At 47.9% G+C, this 19,547-nt stretch carries 1 protein-coding gene; it reads left to right on the top strand.

Features of this window, described 5'->3' with window-relative positions:
* Positions 1-71 precede the first annotated feature (71 nt).
* Positions 72-19,535: a tyrocidine non-ribosomal peptide synthetase TycC gene (gene tycC / locus HP570_RS11185; RefSeq protein WP_173625810.1), complete on the top strand. Its 19,464-nt coding sequence runs from the start codon at positions 72-74 to the stop codon at positions 19,533-19,535.
* The last annotated feature ends 12 nt before the right edge of the window (positions 19,536-19,547 follow it).

The following is a 19,547-nucleotide window of genomic DNA, read 5'->3' as shown; positions in this document are numbered from 1 at the left end:
AAAGCTGGGACATCTCGCTTTTATTGGAGGAACCCTCTTTAAATCGATAAATTACTGAGCTGAGGTGCAGAATGAATAAACAGGAAAATATTGCGAAAATTTACCCGTTAACCCCATTGCAAGAGGGTATGTTGTTTCATGCTGTCAAAGATACAGGCAGCAGCGCCTACTGCCTCCAGATGTCCGCAAAGCTCCAAGGTGATTTTCAGCTGTCCATTTTTGAAAAGAGCATGAACAAGCTCGTAGAGAACTATGAAGTTTTGCGCACTGTATTTGTTTATCAAAACCTGCAACGGCCTCGACAGGTTGTTTTTAAAGAGAGAAAAGTTACCGTTCATTTCGAAAGCATTGCTCATTTGCCAATAGATGATCAGAACGATTACATAAAAGCGTATACCAACCAGCAGCATACGTTTGAGCTGACGAAAGACGTCTTGATGAAAGCAGCCATTTTCCAAACCGAGGCGAATCAGTATCAGTTCGTTTGGGCGTTCCACCATATCATCGTCGACGGTTGGTCTTTGGGTGTATTGCTTCATAAGCTGCTCGCGTACTATGCCGCCATTCGTAAGGGTGAGGCTGTTCCGCGGGAAGCAACCAAACCATACAGCGAATATATCAAATGGCTGGATAAGCAAAATAAAGAAGAAGCACTTACTTACTGGCAGAACTACCTAGAAGGCTATGACCATCAGGCTGATTTCCCTAAAAAGAAGAATGTAGCGGAAGATGGCAATTATGTACATGTGGAGAATCTTTTCACCATCGCAGCTGAAAAGACTCAGCAGCTAATGCAGATTGCCAATCGGAATCAGGCTACGATGAGCAGCGTGTTTCAATCTCTTTGGGGTATTTTGGCGAGTAAGTACAAAAATTCGGACGATGTGGTATTCGGTTCTGTTGTATCAGGTCGTCCGCCAGGGATTCAGGGCATTGAGAGCATGGTTGGATTGTTCATTAACACGATCCCAACCCGCGTGCAAACAAATAGAAAACAAACCTTCAGTGGGTTGGTAAAAACAGTTCAGAAGCAAGCCTTGGCTTCTGCTTCTTATGATTTCGCTCCATTGTACGAAATTCAGAGTAAGACGGTACTGAAACAAGAGTTAATTGATCATTTGGTGACGTATGAAAACTACCCGGATGATGCTTCGAATGATCGAGAGGATTCCTTAGGCTTTCAATTCAACATGGAAAATGGGGAAGAACAGACTTCCTATGATTTTAACGTTGTAGTTGCGGTCGCACCTTCGAATGAGATGTATGTGAAGCTGAGCTATAATGCAGCAGTTTATGAAGAGTCATTCATGAACCGAGTAGAAGGTCACTTGAAAACGATCATCGAGCAGGTTATTCACAATCCGACTGTACTGCTTGATGACATCGGAATCATCACGGATGAGGAAAAACAACAATTGCTGGTAGCTTATAACGACACAACCGCTGATTATCCACGCGACAAAACGATTTTCGAGCTGATCGCGGAGCAGGCAAGACAGACGCCATCGAAAGCTGCGGTTATTTGCGGAGAGGATCGCCTTACTTACCAGGAGCTTCAGGAGCGTTCCAACCAGTTGGCCAGAGCTCTGCGTGGGAAAGGAATTACTCAAGGCAGTATCGTCTCCATTATGGCGGAGCATTCACTCGAGCTGATCGTGGCTATTATGGCCGTTCTAAAATCAGGCGGTGCCTATTTGCCGATTGATCCCGAGTATCCGATAGAGAGAATTCAGTATTTATTAGATGACAGTCAGACGACGATTCTTTTGACACAGTCTCATCTTCAAGAAAAAGTCGAGTTTGAGGGCGATATCCTCTACCTAGACAATCCTTCCTTGTTTGAAGGCAACAGTACGGATCTTGACAATTCATGCAAACAGGACGATTTGGCATACATGATCTATACTTCCGGGTCCACGGGGAATCCAAAAGGCGCGATGATTACCCATCAAGGTCTAGTCAATTACATCTGGTGGGCCAACAAAGTGTATGTCGAGGGTGAAGCTGTAGACTTTCCGCTTTACTCTTCCATTTCATTTGATTTGACTGTCACCTCGATCTTCACGCCGCTTCTGTCGGGCAATACGATCTATGTCTACAGAGGAGCAGATAAGGTACAGGTCATTTTAGACATCATCCAAGATAATCAAGTGGGAATCATCAAGCTGACGCCAACACATTTGAAGCTGATAGAAGAAATAGATGGAACAAACAGCAGCATCCGACGGTTTATTGTCGGTGGTGAGAATTTGCCAACCAAATTGGCGAAGAGAATCTATGAGAACTTTGGACAGAATGTCAAGATTTTCAATGAGTATGGACCTACCGAAACGGTTGTCGGCTGCATGATTTATTTGTACGACCCGAAGAAACCGATCCAAGAATCGGTACCAATCGGCGTACCGGCAGACAATGTTCAGCTCTATCTGCTTGATTCCTCCATGCAGCCGATACCCGTTGGTTCTGTCGGCGAAATGTACATCGCAGGAGATGGCGTCGCTAAAGGGTATTTCAACAGACCGGAGCTGACAGCGGAAAAGTTCATCGATAATCCGTTCCGTCCGGGGACCAAAATGTATCGAACTGGCGATCTGGCGAAATGGCTGCCCGACGGCAATATGGAATACGTGGGAAGAATCGACCATCAAGTCAAAATTCGTGGGCATCGGATTGAGATGGGCGAAATTGAGACGCGTTTGGCGCAGCATGAGTGGATCAAGGAAGCTGTCGTCATCGCTGAAAAGGATGACAGTGGTCAAAATGTGCTCTATGCCTACATGGTTTCCGAGCAGGAGTTGACCGTATCTGAACTACGAGAGCATCTGGGAAGTACGCTTCCTTCCTACATGATCCCGTCCTTCTTTGTCCGTTTGGAGGAAATTCCGCTGACGGCCAATGGAAAGGTAGAGCGGAAGAAATTGCCGAAGCCTGATGGTGCAGTTGTTACGGGAACAGCGTACGTCGCTCCTCAGAATGAAACGGAAACAAAATTGGCTGAGATTTGGCAGCAGGTGCTCGGGGTTAGCCGTGTAGGCGTTCACGATCATTTCTTTGATTTGGGCGGACATTCACTGAAGGCTATGACTGTCATCTTTCAAGTCTCCAAAGCGTTGGAAGTGGATTTGCCAGTAAAGGCACTGTTCGAGAATCCAACCGTATCCGAGCTCGCTGCTTTTCTCTCGAAATCGGGGAAAAGTAAGTACACAGCCATTCAACCGGTTGAGGTCAAAGAATTTTATCCCGTATCTTCTGCTCAAAAAAGAATGTACATCCTTCAGCAATTTGAAGGAAGTGGCATCAGCTATAACATTTCAGGTGCAATGCTTCTGGAAGGAAAGCTGGATTACGATCGTTTTGCGAACACGGTCAAACGACTGGCGGAGCGCCACGAAGCCTTGCGCACTTCCTTCCACCGTATCGATGGTGAACCTGTACAGAAAGTGCATGATGAGGTAGAAGTACCAATCCTGATGCTGACGTCTACGGAAGATAAGGCGGAGCAGATCATGCGCGATTTCGTCCGTCCTTTTGACCTCGAACTCGCTCCGTTGATTCGAACAGGCTTGGTCCAGTTGGGCAAAGACCGTCATTTGTTCCTGCTCGACATGCACCATATCATCTCGGACGGTGTTTCATCCCAAATTTTGTTGAGTGAATTTGCTAAGTTGTACCAAGGGGAAGCCTTGCAGCCTCTTTCTCTCCAATACAAGGATTTCGCAGCCTGGCAAAATGAGCTGTTTCAGACGGATGTGTACAAGAAGCAGGAGCTCCATTGGTTGAATACGTTTGCTGATGAAATTCCTTTGCTCAATTTGCCATCGGATTATCCGCGCCCAACCATTCAAAGCTTTGCAGGGGATCTAGTCCTTTTTGACACAGGAAAAGAATTGACCGAGCGTTTGCGCAAGGTAGCAGCAGATACGGGTACCACCCTGTATATGGTTTTGCTCGCCGCTTACCATGTTCTCCTGTCCAAGTATTCCGGTCAAGAGGACATCATCGTAGGTACGCCTGTCGCTGGTCGTTCCCATGCCGACGTGGAAAGCATCATGGGGATCTTTGTGAATACGTTGGCGATGAGAAATCAGCCTGTGAGCGACAGAACCTTTACCCAATTCTTGCAAGAAGTGAAACAAAATGCGCTAGCGGCCTATGACAATCAGGATTATCCATTTGAAGAGCTGGTGGAAAAGCTGGCGATTCAACGTGACATTAGCCGAAATCCTTTGTTTGACACCATGTTCTCTCTGGAAAATGCGAATCAGCAGTCGCTGAAAATCGAGCAGCTTACAGCAGCTCCATATGAGTTATTTAACAAAATTTCAAAATTCGATCTTGCTTTGAATGCGAGTGAATCGCAATCCGACATTCACTTCCAATTCGCATTTGGAACGAAGCTGTTTGCAAAAGAAACCATCCAAAAAATGGCCGATCATTATCTGGAAATCTTGCGTACCATTTGTGCACAGCCGAATGCCAAGCTAGCAGAAATCGACATGATGACAGAAGCAGAAAAACGTGCTCTCCTCCTGAATGTCAACGATACTTTTGTCGAGCGTTCCGCTGATCAGGTTTTGCACCAATTGTTTGAAGAGCAAGTAGTGCTTACGCCAGATCAAGTAGCTGTAGCCTATGACGGATACACCTTGACCTATCGCCAGTTGAACGCCCGGGCCAATCAAGTCGCTCGTATGCTGCGGAGCAAAGGAACGCAACCAGATACGTTGATTGGCATTATGGTAGACCGTTCCATCGAGATGGTTGTGAGCATGTTGGCCGTGTTAAAAGCGGGTGGTGCGTATACGCCAATGGATCCTACTTATCCGCCAGAAAGAATCCAATACATGCTCAGCGACAGCAAAGCTCCCATTCTACTGACACAGCGCCATTTGAAAGAGACCGTGGAGTATACAGGAGAAATCATTGATGTAGACGATGAAGCCATTTATGCAGGGGACGACACCAATCTGGACAATGTGGCTGGCAGGGATGACTTGGCCTATGTCATCTATACATCTGGATCGACCGGAAATCCCAAAGGGGTAATGATCTCGCACCAGGCGATTTGCAATCACATGCTTTGGATGAAGAATGACTTCCCACTTCTTACAGAGGATGCTGTCTTGCAAAAAACGCCGTTTTCCTTCGATGCTTCCGTATGGGAATTTTATTTGCCACTGATCACGGGCGCGCGCCTGGTACTGGCAAAGCCAGACGGACATCGCGACATCGCATACATGACTCGTATGATCAGAGAAGAGAAGATCACAACTTTACAGATGGTTCCTTCCTTGCTGGATCTGATCATGACCGAACCGGGATGGAGCTCTTGCACGAGCTTGCAACGCGTGTTCTGCGGTGGAGAAGCATTGACAGCTGCGCTTGTTTCGCGCTTTTACCAGACGCAAACGGCACAGTTGATTAATCTCTATGGCCCTACTGAATCTACGATTGATGCGACATACTGGATTTGCCCTCGTTTGCCGGAGCATAGCGTGATTCCCATTGGCAAACCGATTGATAACGTCCGCTTGTATGTCGTAAATGCGAGCAACCAGCTCCAGCCTGTGGGGGTTTCAGGAGAACTGTGCATTGCTGGCGATGGTTTGGCCCGCGGCTACTGGAATCGTGAAGAACTGACCGCAGCTAGCTTCATTGACAATCCGTTTGAACCGGGGAGCAGGATGTACCGTACGGGAGACATGGTAAGGTACCTAGCCTGCGGTAGCGTGGAATATCTCGGACGCATCGACCATCAGGTCAAAATCAGAGGCCACCGAATCGAGCTGGGTGAGATCGAAGCAAGGCTACTGGAGCATGAATGGATCAAAACGGCCATTGTCCTTGCCCATCCAGATGAAAAAGGGCAAAACAACTTGTACGCCTATATCGTTTCTGATCAGGAAATGAAGACAGCGGATCTGAGAGCTTACTTGGCTTCCCATTTGCCATCTTATATGGTTCCTTCTTATTTTGTTTATTTGGAAAAGCTGCCTCTCACGGCAAATGGCAAGGTAGATCGCAAGGCATTGCCTCAACCTGAGGGAGCATCCACATCTGAAATTGTCTATGTAGCGCCGCGCAATGAAGTGGAAGCCACGCTTGTAGACATTTGGCAAAGTGTCCTTGGCCAAAATCCAATCGGGGTACACGATCATTTCTTTGAGTTGGGCGGACACTCCTTGAAAGCGATGAACGTCATCTCTTTGATCTATCGTACCCTTCAGGTAGATGTGCCGTTGAAAACACTGTTTGAATCACCAACGATCGCTGACCTGTCGGCATACATCGCTACTGCTGGCAAAGGCCAGTATACGAAGATTGAACCCGTCCAAAAGCAGGAGTATTACTCCGTGTCTTCTGCACAAAAGAGAATGTTTATTCTCCGGCAAATGGAAGGTGCAGGCATCAGCTACAACATGCCGGGAATCCTGTACATCGATGGCAAGCTGGATACAGAGCGTTTGCAGCAAGCGCTCAAGAGTGTGGTGAGGCGCCATGAATCTCTGCGTACCTCATTCCACTCCATGAAAGGAGAGACAGTTCAGCGCGTACATGAAGATGTCGAGCTGGATATCTCATTGATGGAGTCAACAGAGGGAGAGCTCAAACAAATCGTTGAACAATTTATTCAACCGTTTGATTTGGAAAAAGCTCCACTGATGCGCGCTGGACTGGTCAAACTGGCTCCGGAACGCCATCTTTTCATGCTGGATTTGCATCATATTGTGGTAGATGGTGTATCGATTGGCATTCTTGTTCAAGAGCTTGCGCAGCTTTATCACGGCGAAGAGCTGCCAGAACTGAGCATTCAGTACAAGGACTTTGCCCATTGGCAGAATCAGTGGTACGAGACGGATGAGTTTACTGCTCAGGAAGCCTATTGGATCGATGCCTTTACGGGAGAAATTCCTGTATTAAATCTTGCAACGGATTATCCGAGACCTTCTGTAAAAAGCTTTGAGGGTGAGCGATTGGTTTTCGGCTCTGGTGCCCTTTTGAAAAAGGAATTGAATCGACTTGCCCATAGTACAGGGACTACGCTCTACATGGTTCTGCTGGCAGCCTACCATGTACTTCTCTCCAAATACTCTGGACAAGAGGACATTGTTGTTGGCGCGCCTACTGCCGGCAGGTCCCATGCTGAAACGGATTCGATCATCGGTATGTTTGTCAATACACTGGCATTGCGAAACGAGCCTGTGGGGACGAAAACCTTCCTTAGCTTTTTGGCAGAAGTGAAAAACAATACGCTGAAAGCCTTTGAAAATCAGGATTATCCATTAGATGAGCTGATCGATAAGCTGAACATTCAACGGGATCTGAGTCGGAATCCTTTGTTTGACACCGTATTTATCTTGCAAAATATGGATCAGAAGCCGTTCGAAATGGAGCAACTGACCTTTACACCTTATCTAGCAGAAGTGAATCAGGCCAAGTTTGATCTGTCATTAGAGGCGTACGAAGAAGACGAGGAGATCGTCTTTAGCCTTGATTATTGCACCAAATTGTTTACACGAAAAACGATTGAAAACATAGCGGCACATTTCATCCGAATCCTTCATGCCGTTATTGAGCAACAAGCCATTCCGTTGTCCCAAATCACGATGCTTTCGGCTGAAGAAAAGCATCGCTTGTTAGTAGAATTCAACCAAACGCATACGGAATATCCGCAGAACAAGACACTACATGAGCTGTTTGAGGAGCAAGTAGAAAAAACTCCACTGGTTGCTGCGGTTGAAGTCGGCGAAAAGCAAATGTCCTATCACGAACTGAATGAGCGCGCAAACCAGCTTGCCGTTACCTTGCGTGAACGGGGAGTAAAGGCTAACCAATTCGTAGGAATCATGGCAAACCGTTCTATGGAAATGGTTGTGGGAATCATAGCCATTTTGAAAGCAGGTGGAGCCTATGTGCCGATTGATCCTGAATATCCAGAAGATCGTGTGGCCTACATGCTGGAAGATTGCGAAGCCCGTCTGGTGCTTACCCAAAAACATCTTGGAGCTAAGCTCGCTTCTAGTGTGAGGGTGGAATGCCTGTATCTGGAGGAAGAGCACAACTATTCTCCTAACCGTTCGAATCTCGAGCCGATTCAAACCGCTTCTGATTTGGCTTATCTCATCTATACGTCGGGGACAACAGGCAAGCCAAAAGGAGTAATGATCGAGCATCGGGGCATTGTCAACAGCGTGTTGTGGAAAAAAGAGGAGTATCAGTTTAGCGTCCAGGATAGAAATCTGGTGCCTTTATCCTTTGCTTTTGATGGGTTTGTTCTTTCCTTTTTTACACCGATCCTTTCCGGTTCAACCGCCGTCTTGGTGAAGGATGAAGAAGCCAAAGACCCTGTATCTCTCAGAAGACTCATTGCAGCTGCGCGATGCACGCAAATGACATGCGTGCCAAGTTTATTCCAAGCGATATTGGAATGCGGTTCTGCTGCGGATATCAGCTCCCTGCAAACCGTCACACTAGGGGGCGAAAAAGTATCGGCTCAGCTCGTTGAGAAGAGCAACAAACAGAATCCGCAACTGGTCATCGCCAATGAATACGGTCCGACAGAAAGCAGTGTCGTCGCCACGTGGCAGCGAATTTCGCAACTGGATTCTACGATAACGATCGGACGTCCCATTGCCAACACCAGCATCTATATCGTGGACAAATTTCATCAGCTACAGCCAATCGGCGTCGTCGGGGAAATTTGCATCGGTGGCCATGGTTTGGCACGTGGATATTGGAACAAGCCGGAACTCACAGCAGAGAAGTTTGTTTCCCATCCTTATTTGGAAGGCGAGCGCATGTACAAGACGGGTGATCTAGGAAAGTGGCTCCCTGACGGTACGATTGAATTTATCGGTCGCTTGGATGAACAGGTAAAAGTAAGGGGATATCGGATTGAAATAGGCGAGATAGAGTCGGTGATGCTCTCCTATGAAAAGCTGATTTCGGCTGTGGTGATTGTCCACGAGGATCAGCAGGGCCAATCGTCCCTTGCTGCTTATTACACGGCGGAAGAAAAGCTTGAAGTCTCGAATCTGTGGTCGTATCTGTCTAAAAGCTTGCCGTCTTACATGATTCCTGCGTACTTGGTCCAGCTCGATTTTCTCCCACTTACACCGAATGGAAAGCTCGATAGGAAAGCTTTGCCGAAACCAGAAGGCAGACCTGTAACAGGAGCAGAATATGTGGCGCCAGCAAGTCCTGTGGAAAGCAGGCTGGTAGAGATTTGGGAACATGTGCTTGGCGTAACCGACATCGGCGTTCTCGACAACTTCTTCCAGCTAGGTGGGCATTCCTTGAAAGCCATGTCGCTCGCGGCACAGATTCATCGAGAGTATCAAGTCGAGCTTCCACTCAGAGTGCTCTTTGCGACACCTACCATTCAGGCATTGGCATCGTATATCGAAACAAGTGGAAAAGACACGCATGTACCGATTCATCCTGCACCGTGGCAAGAATATTATCCCGTTTCTTCTGCACAAAAAAGGATGTTTGTCCTGCGCCAGTTTGAAGGCACCAGTACAGTCTATAACATGCCAAGTGTGATGTTTATTGAAGGCGACTTGGATCACGCACGCTTTGAAACTGCGATACAGGGGCTGATCAAGCGACACGAATCGTTGCGGACATCCTTCCACACAGTGAACGGTGAGCCTGTTCAGCGTGTACATGAGGCAGTTGAACTGAATGTGCGCTATGAGGATTTGACCGAAGACCAAGTCGAGCAAACCATCGAAACATTTGTGCAAGCATTTGATCTGGAGAAGGCTCCGTTATGGAGGGTCGGACTCTTCAGATTAGCAGAGAATCGACATCTTTTCCTGATGGATATGCATCACATCATTTCGGATGGCGTCTCTGTTGGAATCATCATGGAGGAATTCTCGAAGTTATATCGAAACCAATTATTACCAGAGTTGTATGTTCAATACAAAGATTTTGCTTTCTGGCAGACGGATCTGTTCCAAACCGACATCTATACAAAGCATGAGAACTATTGGTTGAAGTCCTTTGCGGGTGACATTCCGGTACTGAATCTGCCCGCCGATTATTCTCGCCCGCTGGTTCAAAGCTTTGAGGGAGATTGCATTTCGTTCCACACAGATAAAACGTTGATGGACGATTTATACAAGCTCGCCCATGAGAACCAAACCACGCTGTTTATGGTCTTGCTGGCGGCTTACAATGTACTCCTTTCTAAATACAGCGGTCAAGAAGACATCGTAGTGGGTACGCCCATTGCTGGTAGATCTCATGCGGATGTAGAAAAAGTCTTGGGGATGTTTGTCAACACGTTGGCCTTGCGAAACTACCCTGAAGGAACGAAATCGTTCCAAGCATTTTTGGAAGATGTCAAACAGAATACGCTGCAGGCATACGCTCACCAGGACTATCCATTTGAAGCGCTGGTCGAAAAATTGGAAATCCAGCGGGATCTCAGCAGAAACCCACTATTTGACACCATGTTTATTTTGCAAAATCTGGACAAAAAAGCTTATGAGCTGGATGGGCTGAAATTTGAGGCCTACTCCGGAGATGGGCAGCAAGGCAACGCCAAATTCGATCTCACACTGGAAGCGCATGAAGATGAGATAGGAATTCATTTTAGTCTCGTGTACTCCACGAAATTGTTCCATAGAGACACGATGGAAAGAATGGCAGGTCATTTTCTTCAGGTGCTACGAGGAGTCATTGCAGACCAAACTGCGGCGTTGCATGAAATCGACTTGCTCGGTGAGGAAGAAAAACATCTCGTAACGGTTGCATTCAACAACACGTTTGCCACGTATCCACGCGAAAGCACGATACAGGAGCTGTTCGAGGAGCAAGTGGAAAGAACGCCTGAGCATGCTGCAGTTGTGAGGAACGAACAGATGCTGACGTATCGGGAGCTGAACCAAAAAGCGAACCAGATCGCAAGTGCTCTTCGCCGATTGGAAGTAGGAAGAGACAGCGTTGTAGGGATGCTGGCAGATCGCTCTCTCGAGATGATCACAGGCATTATGGGGATCATCAAAGCTGGAGGCGCCTATCTGGGGATTGATCCAGAGCATCCATCCGAGCGCATTTCTTACATGCTCGAAGATGGCGGCGTGAAGGTTGTCCTTGTTCAAAGACATCTGTTGCATCTCGTCGAAGAAGGTCTCATTCCAATCATCTTGGAAGACGAGAGCCTGGAGCAAGCAGATGCCAGCAATCTGACCAACCTCAATGACGCCAAGGACTTGGCCTATGTGATGTACACGTCGGGTTCAACGGGCAAACCAAAAGGAGTCATGGTCGAGCATCGCAATGTCACCCGATTGGTGAAACATACCAATTACGTTCAGGTACGCGAAAAAGATCGCATGATTCAAACGGGCGCTATTGGCTTCGACGCCATGACGTTTGAGATTTTCGGAGCTCTGTTGCATGGTGCTAGCTTGTTCCTGGTTAGTAAGGATGTTCTATTGGATGCGGAGAAGCTGGGTAGCTTCCTGCGAGAGAATCGGATTACCACAATGTGGTTAACCTCACCACTGTTTAACCAACTCTCGCAAAATAACCCGGCGATGTTTGAAGGCTTGCGTGCGTTAATTGTCGGTGGAGAAGCGTTGTCTCCGAGACACATCAACAAAGTGAACAGCGCCCATCCAGCTCTGGAAATTTGGAACGGGTACGGCCCGACCGAAAACACAACCTTCTCGACATGCTATTTGATTGAGAAGGAATTCGAAGACAATATTCCGATTGGGAAGCCGATCACGAACTCCACAGCTTATATCGTGGATCGCTACAATCAGCCGCAGCCAATTGGGGTGCCGGGTGAATTGTGCGTAGGTGGAGACGGGGTAGCCAGAGGCTATTTGAACAAGCCGGAATTGACTGCCGAGAAGTTTGTTCCGAATCCGTTTGTTTTAGGTGAAAACATGTACCGTACAGGGGATTTGGCGAGATGGAAGGCGGATGGAACGATCGAGTATTTGGGTCGTATCGACCAACAGGTAAAGATCAGAGGCTATCGGATCGAGCTTGGGGAAATCGAGACCGTTCTGACCAATCTCGAAAAAGTAAAAGAAGCTGTCGTTACGGTACTGGATGATACAAGCGGCCAAAAAGCTCTCTGCGCTTATTTTGTTTCAGAAGAGGAACTCGACGTAGTAGAGCTGAGAGAGGCTATATCCAAAGAATTGCCTAGCTACATGGTGCCAGCCTTCTATGTCCAAATGGAAAAACTGCCTTTGACTGCAAACGGGAAGGTCAATCGTAGAGCTTTGCCTGAACCATCTGGAGATCGGGTACAAGGCTCCACATATGTCGCCCCACAAAATGCAACCGAGCAGAAGCTGGCTGAGATTTGGCAAGAGGTTCTGGGGATTCATCCGATAGGCATTCACGATAACTTCTTTGAACTGGGTGGACATTCTCTTAAGGCAATGAATGTAATCACGCAGGTGCACAAAGCATTTCAGGTAGAACTTCCGTTAAAAGCCCTGTTTGAAACTCCTACGATCCATGAGCTAACTGCCTATATTACTGCGAGTGAAATAGAACAGTTCGAGACCATTCAACCGGTAGAGCACGCTGACTTTTATCCAGTCTCGTTCGCACAAAAAAGAATGTACATCCTGCATGAGTTTGAAGGAAGCGGGATCAGCTACAACGTGCCAAATGTAATGATAATAGATGGCCATCTGGATTACGAACGCTTTGAATATGCGATCCGAACACTGGTAAAACGACATGAATCCTTGCGAACATCCTTCCATTCGAAAAACGGGGAACCCGTGCAACGAGTCCATGATGATGTCACGCTGCTCATCGGTATTTCCGAGGCGACAGATGACCAAGTAGAGCAACGGATTCAGGAGTTGGTCCAGCCGTTTGATCTGGAAGTGGCTCCGCTGTTCCGGGTTGACTTGATCAAACTGGGAGCAGAACGACACTTGTTCTTCATGGATATGCACCACATTATCTCCGATGGTGTATCGCTTGCAGTCATCGCCAAGGAGTTCGCGAGCTTGTACGAGGAAAATCAGCTCCCAGACATGCGTATCCAGTACAAAGATTTTGCTGCTTGGCAGACGAAGCTGGCCCAGTCTGAGCGTTTCCAAAAACAGGAGGATTATTGGACGAATGTCTTTGCAGGGGAGCTCCCATTACTCAACCTGCCAAATGATTTCCCAAGACCTACTGTTCAAAGCTTCGAAGGCGACACGGTAGCGATTGGTACAGGAAATCACTTGCTTGCGGAGTTGCGACAACTCGCTGCAAATACGGGCTCCACACTGTTTATGGTGCTTTTGGCTGCCTACAATGTGCTGCTGTCCAAATACACAGGACAGGAAGAAATCGTTGTCGGTACGCCGATTGCAGGTCGATCCCACGCAGATGTAGAACGAATCGTCGGCATGTTCGTCAACACGCTTGCCCTGAAAAATGTGGCAGGAGGCAACCTGACCTTCCGCGAGTTTTTGGGTGACGTGAAACAAAATGCGCTGCATGCGTTTGAACATCAGGATTATCCGTTTGAACATCTCGTAGATAAGCTGCAAGTGCGGCGCGATTTAAGCCGAAATCCGCTGTTCGATACGATGTTCAGCCTGGGGCTTGCGGACTCATCTGTATTAGAAATTGCAGGACTCAACATGTCCGCTTACCCGGTAGATGGCAAGATCGCAAAATTCGATATCGCGCTGGATGCGATGGAACAACAAGATGAGCTTCTCGTGCAATTCAGCTATTGCACGAAGCTGTTTGCCAAAGAATCGATCGATCGCATGGCGACTCATTACATCCATCTTTTACAGACGATCATTGCCAATCCAGATTGCAAGCTGGCAGAGATCAGTGTCTTGTCAAAAGATGAGATGGAGCAAATGCTGCATGATTTCAATGCCACAAAAGTCGCTTATCCAACGAACAAAACGTTCCAGGAGCTATTCGAAGAGCAGGTCGAAAAAACACCGAATCAGGTAGCTGTCATCTGCGAGGATGAACAGCTAACGTATCGGGAATTGAATGAAAAAGCGAACCAGCTCGCGCGTGTTTTGCGCCAAATGGGAGTCAAGCCAGAGAGCACGGTCGGCATCATGGTAGATCGCTCCTTGCACATGGTAGTAGGGACACTCGGTATTTTGAAAGCCGGTGGCGCCTACGTCCCGATTGATCCAGATTATCCACTGGAGCGTCAAACATTCATTTTAGAAGATAGCGATGCGAAGCTATTCCTTACCTTGCAAAAGATGAATACACAGCTTGTATTCCCTTACGAAACTCTCTATCTGGATGCAGAGGGCCTGTATCAGGGAGAAGCGAGCAATCTGGAGCCTGTAGCACTGCCGGAACACGCGGCTTACATCATTTATACTTCCGGTACGACTGGCAAGCCAAAAGGAGTCGTGATCGAGCACCGGAGCTATGCGAATGTCGCGTTTGCATGGCAGGATGAGTATCACCTGGATACCTTCCCGGTTCGCTTGCTGCAAATGGCGAGCTTCGCCTTCGACGTCTCGACTGGCGACTTTGCCAGAGCATTGCTCACAGGAGGGCAGCTGGTCATTTGCCCGAATGAGGTCAAAATGGACCCGGCTTCCTTGTACGAAATTATCAAGCGGTATGAAATCACGATTTTCGAAGCGACACCAGCTCTGATCATGCCATTGATGCATTACATTTACGAAAATGAGCTCGACATCAGTCAGATGAAGCTCTTGATCCTCGGAGCAGACAGTTGTCCAGCGGAAGACTTCAAGACCTTGCTGACCCGATTCAGTCATACGTTGCGCATTGTTAACAGTTATGGGGTAACAGAGGCGTGCATCGATTCCAGCTATTACGAAGAAACAGATGTCTCATCCATTCGCTCGGGAACGGTACCGATCGGCAAACCACTTCCGAATATGCAAATGTATGTGATGGATCAACAATTGAATCTTCAACCTGTTGGAGTCGTGGGTGAGTTGTGCATCGGTGGAGCAGGGGTCGCTCGCGGTTATTTGAACAGACCTGAACTGACAGTGGAGAAGTTCGTACCGAATCCTTTCGCACCAGATGAGCTGTTGTATCGTACGGGTGATCTGGCGAAGTGGCGTGCGGACGGAAATATGGAGTTCCTGGGTCGAAACGATCATCAAGTGAAAATCAGGGGTGTCCGTATCGAGCTGGGCGAAATCGAGACACAGCTACGCAAGCTAGACGGAATTCTGGAAGCAGTCGTGGTCGCAAGAGAGGATCACAGACAAGAAAAGTATTTATGCGCGTACATGGTGGCAGACCATGAGATCGACACAGCACAAGTACGTAAGCAATTGCTAAAAGAATTACCTCAAGCGATGATTCCATCGTATTTCGTCACGCTTGCAGCGCTGCCGCTTACCGCAAATGGGAAGATCGATAGACGTTCCTTGCCGGTACCAGATGTATATTTACTCAGAACGACAGAGTACGTGGCACCTCGTACAGAGTTGGAAGCGCAATTGGCCCGCGTCTGGGAGCAAGTACTGAATGTGGAGCAAGTAGGGGTTCTGGATGATTTCTTTGCAATTGGCGGTCACTCCTTGCGTGCGATGCGTGTGATTTCGAGCATGCATAACGAATATCAAGTCGATATTCCGCTTCGTGTTTTGTTCGAAAAACCGACGATTCAGCAATTGGCTGCACACATCGAAGAGACAGCAAAAGAATATGTCATTTCGATCCAACCAGCACCTGCGCAAGAGTATTACCCTGTTTCATCGGCTCAAAAGCGCATGTATATCCTCCATCAGTTCGAGGGAGTCGGCATCAGCTACAATATGCCTTCGACCATGCTGATCGAAGGGAAGCTGGAACCGGAACGATTAGAGACAGCGTTTAAGCAGCTGATTGCGCGACATGAAAGTCTTCGTACGTCTTTTGCCGTTGTAAATGGAGAACCTGTTCAGAAGATTCACGAGGAAGTTTCTTTTGAACTTTCGTATACAACGATCACAGAAGACCAGGCACAAGAGGTCCTTTCCTCTCTCGTTCAGCCATTCGATCTGGGTGTAGCGCCGTTGCTTCGCGTACGTCTTTTGCAAATCGGAGAAGATCGTCATGTGCTCTTTACCGACACGCATCACAGCATTTCCGACGGTGTATCCTCCGGCATTCTCCTGTCTGACTTAGTGCAGCTATACCAAGGGGATGTTTTGCCAGAGCTCCGAATTCAGTACAAGGACTTCTCCGTATGGCAACAGGAGCTTTTCCGATCCGATGCCTTCAACAAGCAAGAACAGTACTGGGCTCAAGTGTTTGCAGACGAAATTCCAGTGCTAAACCTGCAAACGGATTACACCCGACCAAGCATTCAAAATTTCGCAGGCGATCAGTATTCCATCGGAACCGGTAAACAGCTCATGGAAGGCTTGAACCAGTTGGCTCGAGAAACGGGAACGACACTGTACATGGTGCTCCTCGCGACGTACAACGTACTGCTTTCCAAGTATTCCGGGCAAGAGGACATCATCGTCGGCACACCGATTACAGGCAGATCCCATGCTGATCTGGAACCAATCGTCGGTATGTTTGTCAATACATTGGCGATGAGAAACAAGCCGCATGCTGGGAAAACCTTCACTGAGCTGTTGCTGGAAGTCAAGCAAAATGCACTAGATGCGTACGCTCATCAGGATTATCCGTTCGAAGAGCTGGTGGAAAAACTCGACATTCCGCGGGACTTAAGCAGAAACCCGCTCTTTGACACCATGTTTACTGTGCAAAATAACTCAAATGATGCTATCGACCTGCACGGCTTGACACTTGCGCCTTTCATGACTGATCAGGCTGGCAACCATTCCAAATTTGATTTGACGTTAACTGCCGCAGAAGAGCGTGAAGAGATTCGCATTGGCGTGGAATACAGCACAAGCTTGTTTACGAGAGAAACGATTGAACGGTTAAGCAACCATTTCATGGCTATTGCCCAAATCGTTGTGCAAAATCCGCATACCCGCTTGAGCGAAATTGACATGCTCAAGGCAGAGGAGAAAAAGCAAATTTTCGAGAGTTTCAATGATACAGCTGTCAGCTATGTAAAAGACAAAACGCTACATCAATTATTCGAAGAGCAAGTAGCGAAGACGCCAAATCAGGAAGCGATTCTCTTTAACGGTCAGTCATTGACGTACAGCGAGCTCAATGAGCGAGCCAACAGGCTGGCAAGAGTTCTGCGCACCAGGGGAGTCGGACCTGATCGTCTTGTAGCAGTCATGGCGGAGCGTTCTCCAGAGATGATCATTGGCATCCTCGGTATTTTAAAGGCAGGCGGTGCTTATGTTCCAATCGATCCGGCGTATCCGCAAGAACGCATTCAGTACCTGCTTGCGGACAGCAACGCAGCATTGCTTCTCTGCCAGTCCCATTTGTCGGAACTATTGTCTCGCGTGTCGAGCGGTCTTGACTGGCTTGAACTGAGCGCAGAGCATGACGTCGAGATAGATGGCTCCAATCTCTCATCACTCAATCAACCGACCGATCTCGCCTATGTCATCTATACATCGGGAACGACCGGTAAGCCGAAGGGCGTCATGATTCCACATCGGGGAATCGTCAATTGCTTGCAGTGGAGAAGAGATGAATATGGCTTCGGGCCGGGAGACAAGGCGTTGCAGGTATTCTCCTTTGCCTTCGATGGTTTTGTAGCCAGCTTGTTCGCTCCACTTCTCGGAGGTGCTACTTGCGTCTTGCCGAGAGAGGAAGAAGCCAAAGATCCGGTAGCGCTGAAAAAGCTGATTGCCTCAGCGGGAGTCACACATTATTACGGTGTACCGAGTCTGTTCCAGGCGATTCTGGATTGCTCGACTGCTGCCGACTTCTCTCCTCTTCGTTGCGTAACATTGGGAGGCGAGAAGCTACCTGCGCAGCTTGTGCAAAAAACGAAAGAAAAGCATCCAGCAATCGAGATCAACAATGAATACGGTCCGACCGAAAACAGCGTCGTCACCACCATCTCTCGTTCGATTGAAGCAGGGCAAGATATCACGATTGGACGTCCGCTAGCAAATGTCCAAGTGTACATCGTAGATACACAACATCACTTGCAACCGATTGGCGTAGTGGGAGAGCTATGCATCGGAGGACCCGGGCTTGCAAAAGGTTATTTGAATAAACCAGTGCTCACACAAGAAAAGTTCGTTCCGAATCCGTTTGTGCCAGGAGAGCTCATGTATAAAACGGGTGACTTGGTGAAATGGCGGGCAGATGGCACGATCGATTACATCGGTCGAGCTGACGAACAGGTGAAGGTGAGAGGGTACCGCATCGAGATCGGGGAAATTGAGAGCACCATACTTGCTTACGATGGCATCGATCAAGCAGTGGTCGTTGTGCAAGAGGATGAGTTAACGGCCGGACAGTATCTTTGCGCTTATCTCGTCCCAGCAGCAGAGGTATCCGTTTCTGAGCTAAGAAGGCATCTGGCGAAGGAACTGCCTGCATACATGGTTCCCAGCTATTTTGTCCAGTTAGATCAACTACCGCTTTCAGCCAATGGAAAAGTGGATCGCAAAGCGTTACCGAAGCCAAAGCCATCGGATGCGACCACACGCGAGTTCGTGGCCCCAAGAACTGCGATCGAGTATCAATTGGCTGCCATTTGGCAGGAAGTTTTGGGGATAGACCCAATCGGCATCACTGACCATTTCTTCGAGCTGGGTGGACATTCATTGAAAGCAACGCTGCTGGTTGCAAAGGTGTATGAGTACATGCAGATTGAACTACCGTTGAACCTCATCTTCCAGCATCCAACGATTGAGAAGGTAGCGGATTTCATTACGCACAAGAACTTCGAGGGCAACTCCGGTGGTGCCATTCTCTTAAATGAAGAGACGGCTAGAAAGGTTTTCTGCTTTACGCCGATTGGCGCCCAAAGTGTTTATTATCAGAAGCTTGCTGATGAAATCAAGGGCGTTTCCTTGTATAGCTTTGATTTCATCCAAGAAGACAATCGACTGGAGCAGTACATCGAAGCCATCGTGGCGATTGATCCAAAAGGACCCTTTACGCTCATGGGATATTCCTCGGGAGGTAATTTGGCTTTTGAAGTCGCAAAAGAACTGGAGAATCAAGGATATGTCGTGACCGACCTCATCTTGTTCGATTCGTACTGGAAAGACAAGGTGATGGAGCGGACTCTTGCGGAAACAGAGAGTGATATTGCGCAGTTATTTGCCGAAATTGGAGAGAACACCGAGATGTTCAACATGACACAAGAAGACTTCCATTTGTACGCTGCCAATGAATTCGTCAAGCAAAGCTTCATTCGAAAAACGGTCAGCTACGTGATGTACCACAATCAACTGATCAATACGGGTGCAACGAACACAACGATCCATCTCATACAATCAGAGCTGGAATCGGGTGAGGATGATCTTGTCGCAGTCAAATGGAATGAAGCCGCTTGGACACAGGCTACGAAACGACTGATGACGTACGAAGGGTACGGAATCCACTCCAGAATGTTGGGAGGAACCTACGTGTCGATGAATGCCTCCATCCTTAGAGACATTCTACAGGAGCTGTTCATTCTGAAATAAGATCACGGCTTT

It is taken from the genome of Brevibacillus sp. RS1.1, assembly GCF_013284365.1.
Classification (GTDB): Bacteria; Bacillota; Bacilli; order Brevibacillales; family Brevibacillaceae; genus Brevibacillus; species Brevibacillus brevis_D.
Note: the sequence above shows the minus strand (reverse complement) of the source record. Positions and strands in the feature narration are given on the sequence as shown.

Excerpts from the sequence above, each read along its gene's own strand:
- tycC (WP_173625810.1), top strand. The coding sequence starts at position 72 with ATGAATAAACAGGAAAATATTGCGAAAATTTACCCGTTAACCCCATTG.